Origin of the sequence: Streptomyces sp. NPDC006997, assembly GCF_040635175.1 — a bacterium.
Lineage (GTDB): Bacteria > Actinomycetota > Actinomycetes > Streptomycetales > Streptomycetaceae > Streptomyces.
In genome coordinates this window covers 1-14646 of record NZ_JBEYHH010000069.1, presented here as the reverse complement: position 1 = coordinate 14646, position 14646 = coordinate 1, and the positions used below count along the sequence as shown (strand labels likewise).

The window sequence follows — 14646 nt, the reverse complement described above, 5'->3', positions numbered from 1 at the left end:
GGGGGGGGGGCCCCTCATCTTTTTGGGGGGGGGGGCGGGGCGCTATTGACGGGCCTTGTGGGGGGGGGGCCCGTCTGACCACTCACGTGAGTGGTCAGACGGGCCCGCTTCTGTGTGCGAGCAAGACCACGAACGGGGAAAGCGCTACCGGGGCGGCGGGGGCGTACGGCAGGATCACGGAATGGAACGTGTACGTGATCTCTCCGCACTGCCGAAGGCCCACCTGCACCTGCACTTCACCGGGTCGATGCGCCCGGGGACCGTCCTGGAACTGGCCGACAAGTACGGCGTACGCCTGCCGGACTCGCTGAGCGAGGCGCTGGTCAGCGGGGAACCGCCGGAGCTGCGGGCCACGGACGAGCGGGGCTGGTTCCGCTTCCAGCGGCTGTACGACGCGGCGCGGTCGTGTCTGCGGCGCCCTGAGGACATCCAGCGGCTGGTGCGGGAGGCCGCGGAGGAGGACGTGAAGGACGGCTCGGGCTGGCTGGAGATCCAGGTGGACCCGACGTCGTACGCGCCCCGGCTGGGTGGTCTGATCCCGGCGTTGGAGATCATCCTGGACGCGGTGGAGACGACGTCGCGGGAAACCGGTCTGGGGATGCGGGTGCTGGTGGCCGCGAACCGGATGAAGCACCCGTTGGACGCGCGGACGCTGGCGCGGCTGGCGGTGCGGTACGCGGAGCGCGGCGTGGTGGGCTTCGGCCTCTCGAACGACGAGCGGCGCGGGATGGCCCGGGACTTCGACCGGGCGTTCGCGATCGCCCGGCAGGGCGGTCTGCTGTCGGCCCCGCACGGCGGTGAGCTGACCGGCCCGGCGTCCGTGCGGGACTGCCTGGACGACCTGGAGGCGAACCGTGTCGGCCACGGGGTGCGGGCCGCGGAGGACCCCCGGCTGCTGAAGCGGCTGGCGGACCGGGGCGTGACCTGCGAGGTGTGCCCGGCGTCGAACGTGGCCCTGGGCGTCTACGAGAAGCCCGAGGACGTGCCGTTGCGCAGGCTCTTCGAGGCGGGCGTGCCGATGGCCCTCGGTGCCGACGACCCCCTCCTGTTCGGCTCCCGGCTGGCCGCGCAGTACGACATCGCCCGCCGCCACCACGACTTCAGCGACCAGGAACTGGCGGAGCTGGCCCGGCAGTCGGTCCGCGCGTCGGCGGCCCCGGAGGACGTGAAGGCGCGGCTGCTGTCGGGCGTGGACGACTGGCTCACCGACTGAACCGGAGGACTGACCCGGAGGGGACCGTGCCGGTCAGGTACCGGCGCCCGTGAAGGCGATCACCAGGGGCAGGGTGTCCTTGTCGAAGATGCCGCCGAAGTACTCGTCGGAGACGAGGGTGCCGTTCACCTCCATGGCGGGCGTGCCGTTCGCCTGGGAGTCGTCGAACGCCTTCTGGGAGGCGGTCACGAAGGCGCGGTACTTCATTCCCTTCACCGCCGCGTCGAACTCCGGCCCGCGCAGTCCGCGTACCTTGGCGGCCATCTTCAGCAGGAACTCGTCGGTGTAGCCGTCGACGAGTTCCTCGGGCTGGTGGTCGAAGAGGACGTCGTGGTACTCGACGAACTTCCCCTCGTCCAGCGCGGCCCGCAGCGCGTTGGCGGCCTTCTTGGAGCCCTTGCCGGTGAGCCGGTCGTCGAGGAAGGACGCGAGGGTGTACTCGGTCCGGACGCCGCCGGACAGGACCATCTCCCGCAGGGCGTCACCCCCGCCCTCGGTCTCGAACTCACCGCAGACCGGGCAGCGCATGTCCTCGTACAGGTGGACGGTGGTCTCCGCCCGGGTGGAGCCGACGCGGATGGTGACGCCGTCGGGCGCCAGGCTCTCCGTGATCTCCTCGACGCTCTCGTACATCTCGGCGTCGGACCGGTCGGTGCCGGTGTCCTCGTCGGCCCGCTGGCCGCAGCCGGTGGCGAGTGCGCCCGCCGCCACGAGCGCGGCCACGCCGTGCCACGCCCTTCGTCCCGCCCGCATTATCTGGTCCCCTCCCCTGGTCCGCGTCTCCCCTGACGCGGCGGAGGCCGACCCTATGTGATCTCTGGGGGCGGCTCCACTCGATTGCCGGGCCAGGGCTCCTACAGGGCGACGCCCACGGTCACCGGCTCGTTGACGAGGGTGATGCCGAACGCCTCGCGGACGCCCGCGACGACCTCGCGGGCCAGCGTCAGCAGGTCCTCGGTGGTGGCGTCGCCGCGGTTGGTGAGGGCGAGGGTGTGCTTGGTGGAGATACGGGCGGAGCCGGTGCCGTAGCCCTTGGTGAAACCGGCCTTGTCGATCAGCCAGGCCGCGGACGTCTTCGTACGGCCCTCTCCGGCGGGGTAGGCGGGCGGTTCGACGCCGTCGCCGAGGCGGTCGCGTACGCGCGCGTGGAACACGGCGAAGTCGGCGTCGGTGAGGATCGGGTTGGTGAAGAAGGAACCGGCGGACCAGGTGTCGTGGTCCTCGGCGTCCAGGACCATGCCCTTCCCGGCGCGCAGCTTGAGCACGGTCTCGCGCGCCCGCGCTACCGGCACCCGGTCGCCGACCCCGACGCCCAGGGCGCGGGCGGTCTCGGCGTATCTGAGCGGGGCGGACAGCCCGTCCGCGTCCTCCAGCTGGAAGCGCACCCGCAGGACGACGTACCGCTCGGGGGCGGCCTTGAAGCGGCTGTGCCGGTAGGAGAAGGCGCAGTCGGCGTTGGCCAGTGTCACCGTCTCGCCCGTATGGCGGTCGTAGGCGATCACCTCGGTGATGGTCGAGGAGACCTCCTGCCCGTACGCCCCCACGTTCTGGATCGGCGTCGCCCCCGCGGAGCCCGGGATCCCCGCGAGGCACTCGACGCCCGCGAGCCCGGCGGCCACGGTCCGCTCGACCGCGTCGGTCCAGACCTCGCCCGCGGCCAGCTCCAGGCGGGTGCCGTCGAGTTCGAAGCCGGTGGTGGCGATGCGCAGGGCGGTGCCGTCGAAGCCCTTGTCGCCGATGACCAGGTTCGACCCGCCGCCGATCAGCAGCAGGGGCGTGCCGCTGGCGTCGGCGTCGCGGACGGCGGCGACCACCTCGGCGTCGGTCGTCGCGGTGACCAGCCGGGTGGCGGGGCCGCCCAGCCGGAACGTCGTCAGCGGGGCGAGGGGGGCGTCGTGGAGTTCCTGCACGCGCCCAAGACTACGAGACGGCACTGACAGCGCGGGCGGCGACGACGGTCGGGCGCGGGCACGCGCGCGCGGCCGTCGTCAGCGGGGACGGGGCCGTACGCGCGCGTGCGGGTCAGGTGAGGCGGCGCTCCGCCTCCGGCCAGCTCAGCGGGAGGTCGTCGCTGGACGTCGTCCAGGAGGCGAACTTCACGTCCCGCATCTGGGCGGCGAGCCCCCGCGCGGTCGGTGCGTGGGCGCCCGCGTGGGCGAACGCCTTGAGGGCTTCCGGCGACTCCCAGGCGGACAGCGTCCAGAAGGTCCGTTTGAGGGGTTCGGCCTTCAGGGAGGCACCGTAGGCGCCGGGGGCCCGGCTCACCTGCCGCCAGACGCCCGGCGTGCGGACGAGGAACCTGAGCGCTCCCCACAGGCTCCGGGTCTCGAAGCGCGAGGCGAAGACGTGGACGTCGGTGGCGTGGGGCGGGGTGTGGGGCTGAGTCCAGGGCAGGACGGGCATGGCGTGGTTCCTTCCGTTTCCATGCGGGGGCGTTCAGCGCGCGGCGGTCTCCGCCAGCGGCCTGGGGTCCAGCTCGGGCAGGTCGGGGGTGGCCGCCCGACGCCGGGCGGGGATCACCAGGGCCGCCACTCCGGCGAGCGCCACGACGGCCGCGCCGACGGCGATCGCGGGGCGCAGTCCGTCGACGAAGGACTGCGGGGTCTCGTAGCCGCCCTGCGCCGCGAAGATCGAGGACATGATCGCGATGCCGAGGGCGCCGCCTACCTCGCGCAGCGCGTTGTTGGCGCCGGAGGCGATGCCCTGCTCCTTGGGTATGACGCTGCCCATCACCAGGGCGGACGCCGGGGCGAAGTACAGGGCCATGCCGACGCCGCTGATGATCAGGCCGGGCAGCTGGACGGCGTAGGAGGCGTCGGCGGTGATGACGTAGGCCAGGTAGCCGAGCCCGGCGGACTGGAGGAAGAGGCCGGTGGCGACGACGGGTCGGCCGCCGATCCGGTCGGAGAGGATCCCCGCGACGGGCGCCACGAGCATGGGCATCCCGGTCCAGGGCAACATCCGCAGCCCGGCCTCGGTGGGCGAGTAGCCGAGGACGCCCTGCATGTACTGGCTGAGCAGGAAGATCGAGCCGAACATGCCGAGGAACATCAGCAGGCTTGCCGCGTTGATCCCGGCGAAGGCGCGGGAGCGGAAGAGCCGCATCGGCAGCATCGGGTTGCGGCCGCGGATGCCGTGCCGGACGAACGCCGCGAGCAGGACGGCCCCCGCGGTCAGGCCCGTGAGCACGATCGTGTCGGTCCACCCGTCGGCGGGGCCGCGGACCAGTCCGTAGACGATGCCGAAGAGGCCGCCGCTGGCGAGCAGGGTGCCGGTGACGTCGAGCGGGTTGCCGGTGCCGTGGGACTCGGCGAGGCGCAGCCGGGCGAGGGGCAGCAGGGCGATGCCGAGGGGCACGTTCAGCCAGAAGATCCACTGCCAGGAGATGTGTTCGGTGAGGCTGCCGCCGATGAGCGGCCCGGAGGCGACGGCGAGTCCGTTGACGGCGCCCCAGATGCCGAACGCCATGCCGCGCCGTTCGGCGGGGACGGCGGCGGTCAGCAGGGTCAGCGTCAGCGGCATCATGACGGCCGCGCCGACGCCCTGGACGGCGCGGGCCGCGATCAGGGAGTCGATGCCCGGGGCCATGGCCGCGGCGGCGGACGCGGCGGTGAAGATCGTGATGCCGACGAGGAAGAGCCGTCGGCGGCCGAAGCGGTCGCCCAGCGCCGCGCCGAACATCAGCAGCACGGCGAAGGTGAGCGTGTAGGCGCTCACGGTCCACTCCAGGTCGTGCAGGGCGCCGCCGAGGTCGTCCCGGATGGCGGGCAGCGCGGTGGTGACGACCAGGTTGTCCAGGGCCGCCATGAACCCGGCGACGCTGGTGATGACGAGGGCCCAGACGACGCTCCCGCGCGGGGTGGCGGGTGTGGTGGACAGGGCCTCTGCGGGCTGTGCGGACTGCGGTGACATCGCTCCCCCTGAGCGTGGATCACTTGTACGGTTAGTTATTGCTGACTAACTTGTGCGGGCACACGTCGGCCCACTGACCCCCGGCCGCGGCCGGACGCCTACTCCCCTTCCGCCTCCCGCCGCACTCCGGCGGAGACGTACAGCCCCTCCCACACCCGGTGCTCCGCGGGGAAGCCCATGGCCGCGAGGGTATTGATGAGCATCCCGAAGGCCAGGAAGGTCGTCGTCTCACCGATGTCGGCGCCGAGCGGCAGGTGCACGGTGTCCCAGAGTTCCATCCAGCCCTTGCGGACCATCTCGCCGAACTCGTGGTCCCCGGCCGCCTCGGCGGCGGCCACCGTGATGTACGTCTGCAACTGCATCTGGAGCCGCTCCGGTCGCTCGGAGATCAGCCGCGTGTACGCCTCCGCCATGGCATGCAGGGCGTCCTCGCCCTCCAGGCCCTCGGCGGCCTCCTCGAACAGCCTGCGCATGTCCTCGAGGCAGCGCTCGGCGGCGGCCAGGAAGATCGCCTTCTTGCCGGGGAAGAGCCGGAAGAGGTACGGCTGTGACACGCCCACCCGTTTGGCGATCGCCTCGGTGGAGGTGCCGTAGTAGCCGCTCCGCGCGAACTCGGTGATCGCCGCGCGGACGACGCTCTCCCGCCGCTCTTCTGCGCTCATCCTGACCATGCGACTAAGTTAGTGCTCAATCACTAACCAAGTCAAGCGACTTCGGACAGTGGACTTCGGGATGATGTGGGGGCTGGCTTCGGGAAGGGCGACGGCTTCGGGGTGGCTCCGGGATGGGCGACGGCTTCGGGGTGGCTCCGGGATGGGCGACGGCTTCGGGGTGGCTCCGGGATGGGCGACGGCTTCGGGGTGGCTCCGGGATGGGCGATGGCCTCGGGGTGGCCTCGCGGTGGCTCCGGGATGAGAGGGGGCACTCGCGCGGGTGCCCCCTCCCGCCCTCGGGCTTATGCCAGGCGTACGACCGCCCGGGACATCCCCAGCACCTTCTGGCCGCCGCTGGTCGCGGTGAGGTCCACCCGGACCGTGTTGTCGTCGAGCTTGGCCGCCACCTTGCCGCTGACCTCGATGGTGGCGCCCTGGTCGTCGTTCGGGACGACGACGGGCTTGGTGAAGCGCACGCCGTACTCGACGACCGCGCCCGGGTCGCCGGTCCAGTCGGTCACCACGCGGATCGCCTCGGCCATGGTGAACATGCCGTGCGCGATCACGTCCGGCAGGCCCACCTCCTTGGCGAACTTCTCGTTCCAGTGGATCGGGTTGAAGTCCCCGGAGGCGCCCGCGTACTGGACGAGCGTGGCACGCGTCACGGAGAAGGTCTGCGCGGGCAGCTCGGCGCCGACCTCGACGTCGCCGTAGGCGATCTTGGCGGTCATCTGCTCACGCCTCCTCGGCCGCGCGGGCCACCAGCTTGGTCAGGGCGGTCACGACGTGCTCCCCGGCCTCGTCGTGGACCTCACCGCGGATGTCCACGATGTCGTTGCCCGCGAGGGACTTGATCGCCTCGATGGTCGAGGTGACCGTGAGCCGGTCCCCGGCGCGCACCGGACGGCTGTAGGCGAACTTCTGGTCGCCGTGCACCACCCGGCTGTAGTCCAGGCCGAGCTGCGGGTCCGCGACGACCTGTCCGGCGGCCTTGTAGGTGATTGCGAAGACGAAGGTCGGCGGGGCGATCACGTCGGGGTGGCCCAGTTCCTTGGCGGCCTCCGGGTCCGTGTAGACCGGGTTGGCGTCCCCTACCGCCTCCGCGAACTCACGGATCTTCTCCCGGCCCACCTCGTAGGGGGCGGTGGGCGGGTACGTCCGCCCCACGAAGGACTGGTCGAGCGCCATGGCTCGGCACCTCCTGGTGTCTGCTGCTGTGGTTGACCTGGGGAAAAAGACGGACGACGAGGCCGCCAAACGCCACGAGGCCGCCCCTGTACTCCAGGGACGGCCTCGTGAAACGAGCCTAGTTATCGCGTTTCGCGGTGCGCGGTGTGCGCGTTGCAACGCGGGCAGTGCTTCTTCATCTCCAGTCGGTCCGGGTTGTTACGCCGGTTCTTCTTGGTGATGTAGTTCCGCTCCTTGCACTCCACGCAGGCCAGCGTGATCTTCGGGCGGACGTCGGTGGCAGCCACGTGAGTGCTCCTTGACGAACGGATGGGATGTTTAACGCAAGAAAGAGTAGCCGATCGAAGGACCGACCCCACAATCGGCTACTGTCAGTAGCGGTGACCGGACTTGAACCGGTGACACAGCGATTATGAGCCGCTTGCTCTACCGACTGAGCTACACCGCTTCGATGCGATCAGATCCCGCCTCGCGACGAGAACCTCTCACACCAGAGCCCCAAAACGGAATCGAACCGTTGACCTTCTCCTTACCATGGAGACGCTCTGCCGACTGAGCTATTGGGGCGAGCGATGAAGACATTACACGGTGAGCGGCGGTTCACCCAAATCCGTTTCCCGCCGCCCGTCCGGCCCTGTGCGGAGGCCCGCGCGAGGGCCCCGGGAAACCCACCGGCACCACCCGGTCAGGCGGCTGACCACGCCGTACGCACGACCGCGGACCACACCGGTACGACTATTTCGCTCCTCCCGGCCACGGGCTGATCACCGTCCTAGGCTCGACTCACTCTGCGTGATCTTGCGTCCCCCGCGCGGTGCTCACGCGGACTCGGCTCGGGACGTGGGACCGAGCCGTCAGCCACGAGTCATCAGCCGTCTGCCTTTTGTCCCAGCTTTTGAACCCTTAGACCCCGGACCTCGAACCCGAACCCCGGACCCCGGGCCCCGGGCCCCGGACGGACCCGAACCCCGGACCCGGACCCCGGGCCCCGAGCCCCGAGCCCCGAGCCCCTGGACCGTTAGCCCCGATCCCTCGGCCCCCTGGACCCCGAGCCCTTGGAGTGCGATGCCTGACAGCCAGCCGCAGCCGCCCCACTCGTCGTCGTCTCCCTCGGGCTCCCCGGGGCAGCCCGACGCGGCTCCCCTGCTGCTGTGCGGCGCCCGCCTCGCCGACGGCCGCACCGTGGACGTACGGCTGAGTGACGGGCGTATCGAGGCCGTGGGCACCGTCGGCAGCCTCGGCCCGGTGCGCGGCGGTGGCACGCGCCTGGACCTCGGCGGCTATCTGCTGCTGCCCGCCCCCGCCGAGCCCCACGCCCACGCCGACACGGCCTTGTCTGCCGACGACGACGGTCCGGTCTCCTACGACCCCCAGGACGTCCAGTGCCGCGCCACCGAGGCCGCGCTGCTCCAGCTCGGGCACGGCGCCACCGCCGTACGGGCGCACGCGCGCGTGGGGGACGTCCAGGGGCTCGGCGTCCTGGAGGCCACCCTTCAGGCGCGCCGTTCGCTGCGCGGGTTCGCCGAGCTGACGACGGTGGCGGTGCCTCGTGTCCTGACCGGGGCCGCCGGGGCCGACGGTCTGGCGATGCTGCGGGACGCGGTGAAGATGGGCGCCTCCGTCGTGGGGGGCTGTCCCGACCTGGACCCGGATCCGGGAGGTTACGCCGAGGCGGTCCTTGAGCTGGCGTCCGAGCACGGCTGCCCGGTCGACCTGCACACCGACGCCACCGACCCCGCGCGTCTCGCCCGGCTCGCGGCGATGGCGGGCGGACTGCGTCCCGGTGTGGCCATCGGCCCGTGCGCGGGGCTCGCCGAACTGCCGACCGAGGTGGCCGCCCGTACCGCCGACCAACTGGCGGCGGCCGGGGTCGCCGTGGTCTGTCTGCCGCAGGGCGGCTGCGCGGGCGCCGACCGGCGCGGCACGGCACCGGTACGGCTGCTGCGCGCGGCCGGGGTCCGGGTCGCCGCGGGGAGCGGCGCCCTGCGCGACGTCTCGAACCCGGTGGGCCGGGGGGACCCGCTGGAGGCGGCGTTCCTCCTTGCCTCGCGCCACGGGCTGCGCCCCGAGGACGCCTACGACGCCGTCAGCTCGTCCGCGCGGGCCGTGCTGGGGCTGCCGGAGGTGCGAGTGGAGGCCGGGTTCCCGGCCGAGTTGCTGGCGGTCCGTGGGGACCGGCTCGCGGGGGCGCTGTCGTTGGCGTACAGCCGGATCGTGGTGCACCGGGGGCGCGTTGTGGCGCGGACCAGCGCGGTGCGGGAGTACTGCACCACCACGACGACATCGGAACTGGGGCTGCCCCGGCAGGGACGCGGGCAGTTGTCCTGATCACGGCGATGGCCGCGAGGGGCCCCTGAGGCGTCGGCACCGTGCGGCGGAGGCGGCCGTCCGGGCGTACGGTCAAAGACATGCGCATTGTCATCGCTGGTGGTCATGGACAGATCGCGCTGCGGCTGGAGCGTCTGCTCGCCGCGCGCGGATACGAGGTCGCGGGCATCATCCGCAAGCCGGAGCAGGGCGACGACTTGCGGGAGGCGGGCGCCGAACCGGTGCTGCTCGACCTGGAGTCGGCCTCGGTGGAGGAGGTCGCGGCGCACCTCCAGGGCGCCGACGCCGCCGTCTTCGCGGCGGGCGCGGGGCCGGGCAGCGGTGCCGGGCGCAAGGACACCGTGGACCGGGGCGCGGCGGTGCTGTTCGCCGACGCGGCCGTGCGCGCGGGCGTACGGCGCTTTCTGGTCGTCTCCTCCATGGGCGCGGATCCCCGGCACGAGGGTGACGAGGTCTTCGACGTCTATCTGCGCGCCAAGGGCGAGGCCGACGAGCACGTGCGCGGCCTGGACGGCCTGGACTGGACGATCCTGCGCCCCGGCGCCCTCACCGACGACCCCGGCACCGGCCGGGTCCGCCTGGAGGCCCACACCGGCCGCGGCCCGGTCCCCCGCGACGACGTGGCCGCCGCCCTCGCCGAACTCCTGGAGACACCGGCCACGGCGGGCCTGACGTTGGAGCTGATCTCCGGTTCGACACCGGTGCCGGTGGCGGTGAAGTCGGTGGCGGGCAACTGACGGCTGGCCGCCCTGCTTCCGGAGGCGTCAGAACAACGGCAACTGCCCCGGGAACTCCGGTACGACGAACCCGTCAAGCCCCGGCTGTACGGCCTCCAGCTGAGCCCACCGCCGCGACCCGGGGCACGACACCAGTTCGCCGCTCTCCCGCGCCCCTGGTGGGTCGTGCCGCGCGAACCGCCCCGCGACGACAGCGATCTCCCGCCGACACGCGGGGCACCTCCTACGACGGCTGACCATGCCCCCAGTCTGCCTCCCCACCCATTCCTCTCCAACGCGAAGACCCCGCCCCCTGCGTTTCCGCAGGGGGCGGGGTCTTCTATGTGGCGGCGCCAGGATTCGAACCTGGGAAGGCTGAGCCGGCAGATTTACAGTCTGCTCCCTTTGGCCGCTCGGGCACACCGCCGGGGTTGCCGCCAATCGAACTGCCTTTCGGCGGTGCTCGCTGGCAACGACGTAAACAATACCCGATACGCAGGGGTGCTTCGCCACCCGATTGATCGGCACCGGGAGCGCGGCGGGTGGCTAGGCTGGTCCGGATGCGGCCCGCGCCCCTTACCGGTCGTGGCCGCCGTCGCGTACGCCGCTACGCACCCGATACGCACCCGGACACAAGGAGCCACAGCACATGGCCGACTCCAGTTTCGACATCGTCTCGAAGGTCGAGCGGCAGGAGGTCGACAACGCCCTCAACCAGGCCGCCAAGGAGATTTCACAGCGTTACGACTTCAAGGGCGTGGGTGCCTCGATCTCGTGGTCCGGCGAGAAGATCCTCCTGGAGGCGAACTCGGAGGACAGAGTGAAGGCCGTCCTCGACGTCTTCCAGTCCAAGCTGGTCAAGCGCGGCATCTCGCTGAAGGCGCTGGACACGGGCGAGCCCCAGCTCTCCGGCAAGGAGTACAAGATCTTCGCGTCCATCCAGGAGGGCATCTCCCAGGAGAACGCCAAGAAGGTGGCGAAGATCATCCGCGATGAGGGGCCGAAGGGTGTGAAGGCCCAGGTGCAGGGTGACGAACTGCGCGTCACCTCCAAGAGTCGGGACGACCTCCAGTCCGTGATCGCCCTGCTGAAGGGCCAGGACTTCGACTTCGCGTTGCAGTTCGTGAACTACCGGTAGGGACGGTCCTCGCAGGGTGGGCACCTGGTGCCCACCCTGCCGTCCGACCGGTTCCTCCTCAGTCCCGTGAGTTGCCGAACAGGAGGCGGTAGGCCACCAGGAGGACGAACGAGCCGCCTATCGCCGCCGCCCAGGTCTTGGGGTCGTAGAAGTCCTTGCTGAACGAGCGGTCCAGCCAGCGGGCCGAGATCCAGCCGCCTGTGAACGCGCCCGCGATGCCGATGAGGGTGGTGCCGACGAGGCCGCCCGGGTCGCGGCCCGGCAACAGGAACTTGGCGATGGCCCCGGCCAGCAGTCCCAGGATGATCCAACTCACGATGCTCATGCCGTGAACCTGCCCTTCCGTGCGGTGCCCGCACCTTGACCGAGTTGTGTTCTCCCCCTCGCGGCCAGGCGGCTGGGCGCCCTGCCGAGTGCGCGTTGGCGCGGTGTTGGTGCGGTGTTGGTGTTCAGGACGGCTGCCCCGCATCCGGCGGTTGCGGCGCTCAGTAGAGTGCGCCGCATGACACAGTCCGGCGCTGAACTGCGGCGCACCCTGGGCGTCGGCGACGCCGTGGTCATCGGGCTCGGCTCGATGGTCGGGGCCGGGATCTTCGCCGCGCTCGCCCCGGCGGCCCACGCGTCCGGGTCCGGACTGCTCCTCGGGCTCGCGGTCGCCGCGGTGATCGCCTACTGCAACGCCATGTCGTCGGCGCGGCTGGCCGCCCGCTACCCGGCGTCGGGCGGCACGTACGTGTACGGGCGGGAGCGGCTCGGGGAGTTCTGGGGCTACCTCGCGGGCTGGTCGTTCATCGTCGGCAAGACCGCCTCCTGCGCGGCTATGGCGTTGACCGTGGGCGCGTACGTCTGGCCGGAGCAGGCGCACGCGGTGGCGGTCGCCGCCGTGGTGGCGCTGACCGCCGTGAACTACGGCGGCATCCAGAAGTCCGCCTGGCTGACGCGGGGGATCGTCGCGGTGGTCCTGGCCGTCCTCGCTTCCGTGGTCGTGGCCTGTCTGGGGTCAGGGGCGTCGGACGCCGATCGACTGGGCCTCGGGGCGCCGGAGGGTGCGGGCGGCGTACTCCAGGCCGCCGGGCTGCTTTTCTTCGCCTTCGCCGGGTACGCGCGCATCGCCACCCTCGGTGAGGAGGTACGGGATCCCGCGCGCACCATCCCCCGCGCGATCCCGTTGGCGCTCGGCATCACGCTGGTGGTGTACGCGTATGTCGCGGTCGCCGTCCTTTCCGTGCTGGGGGCGGATGAGCTGGGTCGGGCCACGGCGCCGCTGGCCGACGCGGTGCGGGCCGCCGGTGTGCCGGAGCTGGCGCCGGTGGTCCGGGTGGGGGCCGCGGTGGCCGCGCTGGGTTCGCTGCTCGCCCTGATCCTGGGCGTCTCACGGACCACGCTGGCCATGGCGCGGGACCGTCATCTGCCCGGCGCCCTCGCGGCCGTCCATCCGCGCTTCCAGGTGCCGCACCGGGCGGAACTCGCCGTGGGCGCGGTGGTCGCGGTGCTGGCCGCCACGGTGGACGTACGCGGCACGATCGGCTTCTCCTCCTTCGGTGTGCTGGCGTACTACGCGGTCGCCAACGCCTCCGCGTGGACGCTGGACAGCTCGCCCGCGGCACGCGCCCTGCCCGCTGTGGGGCTGCTCGGATGTGTGGTGTTGGCGCTCTCGCTGCCAGGGGGTTCGGTGGTCGTGGGTACCGGTGTGCTGGTGGCGGGTGTCGTGGCGTACGGCGTGCGGGGGTGGGTGGTCGGGCGACGGGGGCAGGGGTGAGGGCCGCCTGGCTGCTCCTGGCTCCTCAGGTGAACGGTCAGGGCTCCGGAAGTGCGGTTGGGCGCTCGACCCTCGGCTCTCCCGCCCCCCGGCGGGGCGGTTGGGTGGCCGGGGTACCGCCCGTGCGTATGGGGAAGTCGGGCCAGGGGGCCAGGTCCATGCCGTCGTTCGTCTCCTCGTACCAGCCGGTGCCGTCGAGCCAGGCAGTGAGCCAGGCCGTGAGGCTGGGGGCGTCGACGTACCAGGCGTGGTCCGCGTCGTCCGCGTTCGGTTCGAAGAGCAGGACAGGGGCCTCGGGGCTCAGGCAGTCCACGCAGGCGTACATCGCGCAGCCCCAGTGGGATATCGGCAGGACGCCCTCGGGCCAGGGCCACTCGGGGTCCTCGATACCCTCGGCGCGGTTGGCGAGGTACTGGGTGACGGCGGCGGGCTCGTCGGCGGGCGCGTTGTCGAGCAGGGGCAGCAGTCCGTACTCAGGGCCGAAGCCGCCGTCTCCTATTTGCAGGTAGAGCGCGGCCAGCAGCGCAGGAAGTCGGAAGCCCAGGGCGGCCTCGGCGCGGGCCACCGTGGCGGTGTCCACGGGGCGCGGCAGTGATTTCCAGCCCCACGGGCGGGTGTTGCCCGCCTTGTCCGCCACCCGTGTCAGCAACTGCTCGTTCTCGGTCATGCGTTCATGATGCAAGGCCCCACTGACAACCGAGCGGGCCTGTGGACGACCTGCCGCCTGTGGACAACTCAGTGCCCCCCACGAGTTGCTGGGTGCGTCTCAGACCACCGTGGTGAACGGCTGGTCGGTGCGGACGATCTCGCGGCCCAGGGGCAGCAGCGAGACGGGGATCAGCTTGAAGTTGGCGATGCCCAGCGGGATGCCGATGATCGTGACGCACAGCGCGAGACCGGTGACGATGTGGCCGATGGCCAGCCACCAGCCCGCGAGGACCAGCCGCAGGACGTTGCCGACGCAGGAGGCGGCGCCCGCGTCACGGCGCTCGACGGTGGTGTAGCCGAAGGGCCACAGGGCGTAGACGCCGATGCGGAAGGCGGCTATGCCGAACGGGATCGTCTCCATACGTTCCCGATCACGCTACAAGCGCTCTCCGGTTCCGCCTGAACGCGTGACCTGCTGATACTGGTGGTAGCAGGACAGTACCGGCGGACTCACCTGGAGAGGTGTCGATCATGAAGCTGTTCAACCTGCTGCTGAACATCATCTGGCTCGCCTTCTGCGGCATCTGGATGGCGATCGGCTACGTCATCGCGGCGCTGATCTGCTTCGTCTTGATCATCACCATCCCCTTCGGCATCGCGTCCCTACGCATCGCCGGCTTCGTCCTCTGGCCGTTCGGCCGCACCACAGTGGAGCGGCCGGGCGCTGGAGCCGGCTCGTTCATCGGGAACGTGATCTGGGTGATCTTCGCGGGGTGGTGGCTGGCCCTGGCTCACCTGGTCACGAGCATTCCGCTGTTCCTGTCGATCATTGGGATCCCGTTCGGGTGGGCCAACCTGAAGCTGATCCCGATCTCGCTCATGCCGTTGGGGCGTGAGGTAGTGCCGACGGATCAAGGCTTCGGTGACAGGTGATTGCAGGAGCGGGTATCGCACGCCCCTCCCTCTGGCGTCGCAGACGAGATCGCATGCATGAAATCTCTCCATACGCCTCCCTGAGCTCTTTCCAACCTCGCGCTGACGCGTGGTGAAGGACGAGGACGGCCTTCACCACGCGGCAGCGCGAGGTTGGG

General features: G+C 71.2%; 17 protein-coding genes, 3 tRNA genes and 1 pseudogene. 6 read left to right on the top strand and 15 right to left on the bottom strand.

The annotated features are described in order from the left end of the window. Nucleotides 1-181: 181 nt before the first annotated feature. Nucleotides 182-1213: an adenosine deaminase gene (locus ABZ659_RS35010; RefSeq protein WP_360228773.1), complete on the top strand. Its 1032-nt coding sequence runs from the start codon at nt 182-184 to the stop codon at nt 1211-1213. Between the two features lie 33 nt (nt 1214-1246). On the opposite strand, the gene ABZ659_RS35005 is transcribed toward ABZ659_RS35010, so the two are convergent. From ABZ659_RS35005 to ABZ659_RS34960, 10 genes are all read right to left on the bottom strand, one after another. Continuing rightward, nucleotides 1247-1936, bottom strand: coding sequence for a thioredoxin domain-containing protein (locus ABZ659_RS35005; protein ID WP_360228770.1), 690 nt, complete (start codon nt 1934-1936; stop codon nt 1247-1249). A gap of 131 nt (nt 1937-2067) precedes the next feature. Next, entirely contained in the window at nt 2068-3123 is a 1056-nt protein-coding gene (locus ABZ659_RS35000; RefSeq protein WP_360228767.1) for a UDP-N-acetylmuramate dehydrogenase, read from the bottom strand. Nucleotides 3124-3235: 112 nt separating this feature from the next. Further along, entirely contained in the window at nt 3236-3616 is a 381-nt protein-coding gene (locus ABZ659_RS34995; protein ID WP_360228764.1) for a DUF3291 domain-containing protein, read from the bottom strand. 33 nt (nt 3617-3649) lie between these two features. Next, the gene (locus ABZ659_RS34990) at nt 3650-5125 is read right to left on the bottom strand and encodes an MFS transporter (RefSeq protein WP_360228761.1); all 1476 of its coding nucleotides are present in this window, start codon (nt 5123-5125) and stop codon (nt 3650-3652) included. 98 nt (nt 5126-5223) lie between these two features. Then, nucleotides 5224-5796 carry a helix-turn-helix domain-containing protein gene (locus tag ABZ659_RS34985; RefSeq protein ID WP_360228758.1) on the bottom strand — a complete coding sequence of 191 codons (573 nt, stop codon included), beginning with the start codon at nt 5794-5796 and terminating at the stop codon, nt 5224-5226. A 284-nt stretch (nt 5797-6080) separates the two neighbouring features. Next, nucleotides 6081-6509, bottom strand: coding sequence for a MaoC family dehydratase (locus tag ABZ659_RS34980; protein ID WP_360228755.1), 429 nt, complete (start codon nt 6507-6509; stop codon nt 6081-6083). A gap of 4 nt (nt 6510-6513) precedes the next feature. After that, the gene (locus tag ABZ659_RS34975; RefSeq protein ID WP_360228752.1) at nt 6514-6966 is read right to left on the bottom strand and encodes a MaoC family dehydratase N-terminal domain-containing protein; all 453 of its coding nucleotides are present in this window, start codon (nt 6964-6966) and stop codon (nt 6514-6516) included. A 122-nt stretch (nt 6967-7088) separates the two neighbouring features. Beyond that, entirely contained in the window at nt 7089-7253 is a 165-nt protein-coding gene (rpmG, locus tag ABZ659_RS34970; RefSeq protein ID WP_003948671.1) for a 50S ribosomal protein L33, read from the bottom strand. An 88-nt stretch (nt 7254-7341) separates the two neighbouring features. Next, nucleotides 7342-7414: transfer RNA gene (locus ABZ659_RS34965), tRNA-Met, on the bottom strand. A 46-nt stretch (nt 7415-7460) separates the two neighbouring features. Next, nucleotides 7461-7533, bottom strand: a tRNA-Thr gene (locus ABZ659_RS34960). A 498-nt stretch (nt 7534-8031) separates the two neighbouring features. Here ABZ659_RS34960 and ABZ659_RS34955 point away from each other — a divergent pair. Both ABZ659_RS34955 and ABZ659_RS34950 read left to right on the top strand, forming a co-directional pair. Then, on the top strand, nt 8032-9294 hold the full coding sequence (locus tag ABZ659_RS34955) for an amidohydrolase family protein (protein WP_360228749.1): 1263 nt from the start codon (nt 8032-8034) through the stop codon (nt 9292-9294). A gap of 80 nt (nt 9295-9374) precedes the next feature. After that, nucleotides 9375-10031 (top strand): SDR family oxidoreductase, encoded by a 657-nt coding sequence (locus ABZ659_RS34950; protein ID WP_360228746.1) that lies wholly within the window; start codon nt 9375-9377, stop codon nt 10029-10031. Between the two features lie 27 nt (nt 10032-10058). Here the strand turns inward: ABZ659_RS34950 and ABZ659_RS34945 are convergent, their stop codons facing one another. Then, nucleotides 10059-10271 carry a hypothetical protein gene (locus ABZ659_RS34945; RefSeq protein ID WP_360228743.1) on the bottom strand — a complete coding sequence of 71 codons (213 nt, stop codon included), beginning with the start codon at nt 10269-10271 and terminating at the stop codon, nt 10059-10061. Between the two features lie 84 nt (nt 10272-10355). Beyond that, a tRNA-Tyr gene (locus ABZ659_RS34940) sits at nt 10356-10437 on the bottom strand. 222 nt (nt 10438-10659) lie between these two features. Here ABZ659_RS34940 and ABZ659_RS34935 point away from each other — a divergent pair. Beyond that, nucleotides 10660-11148 (top strand): YajQ family cyclic di-GMP-binding protein, encoded by a 489-nt coding sequence (locus ABZ659_RS34935; protein ID WP_360228740.1) that lies wholly within the window; start codon nt 10660-10662, stop codon nt 11146-11148. A gap of 58 nt (nt 11149-11206) precedes the next feature. Here the strand turns inward: ABZ659_RS34935 and ABZ659_RS34930 are convergent, their stop codons facing one another. After that, nucleotides 11207-11473, bottom strand: coding sequence for a GlsB/YeaQ/YmgE family stress response membrane protein (locus tag ABZ659_RS34930; protein WP_360228737.1), 267 nt, complete (start codon nt 11471-11473; stop codon nt 11207-11209). 177 nt (nt 11474-11650) lie between these two features. Here ABZ659_RS34930 and ABZ659_RS34925 point away from each other — a divergent pair, with 177 nt between their 5' ends. Beyond that, nucleotides 11651-12907 carry an APC family permease gene (locus tag ABZ659_RS34925; protein WP_360228734.1) on the top strand — a complete coding sequence of 419 codons (1257 nt, stop codon included), beginning with the start codon at nt 11651-11653 and terminating at the stop codon, nt 12905-12907. Between the two features lie 37 nt (nt 12908-12944). Here the strand turns inward: ABZ659_RS34925 and ABZ659_RS34920 are convergent, their stop codons facing one another. Next, nucleotides 12945-13574 (bottom strand): SMI1/KNR4 family protein, encoded by a 630-nt coding sequence (locus ABZ659_RS34920; protein ID WP_360228731.1) that lies wholly within the window; start codon nt 13572-13574, stop codon nt 12945-12947. Between the two features lie 99 nt (nt 13575-13673). Continuing rightward, nucleotides 13674-13967 (bottom strand): annotated as a pseudogene (locus ABZ659_RS34915) (YccF domain-containing protein); the annotation flags it as partial. Nucleotides 13968-14086: 119 nt separating this feature from the next. On the opposite strand from ABZ659_RS34915, the gene ABZ659_RS34910 reads away from it, so the two are divergent. Beyond that, nucleotides 14087-14488, top strand: a complete 402-nt coding sequence (locus ABZ659_RS34910; protein WP_360228728.1) for a YccF domain-containing protein — start codon at nt 14087-14089, stop codon at nt 14486-14488. Nucleotides 14489-14646 lie beyond the last annotated feature (158 nt).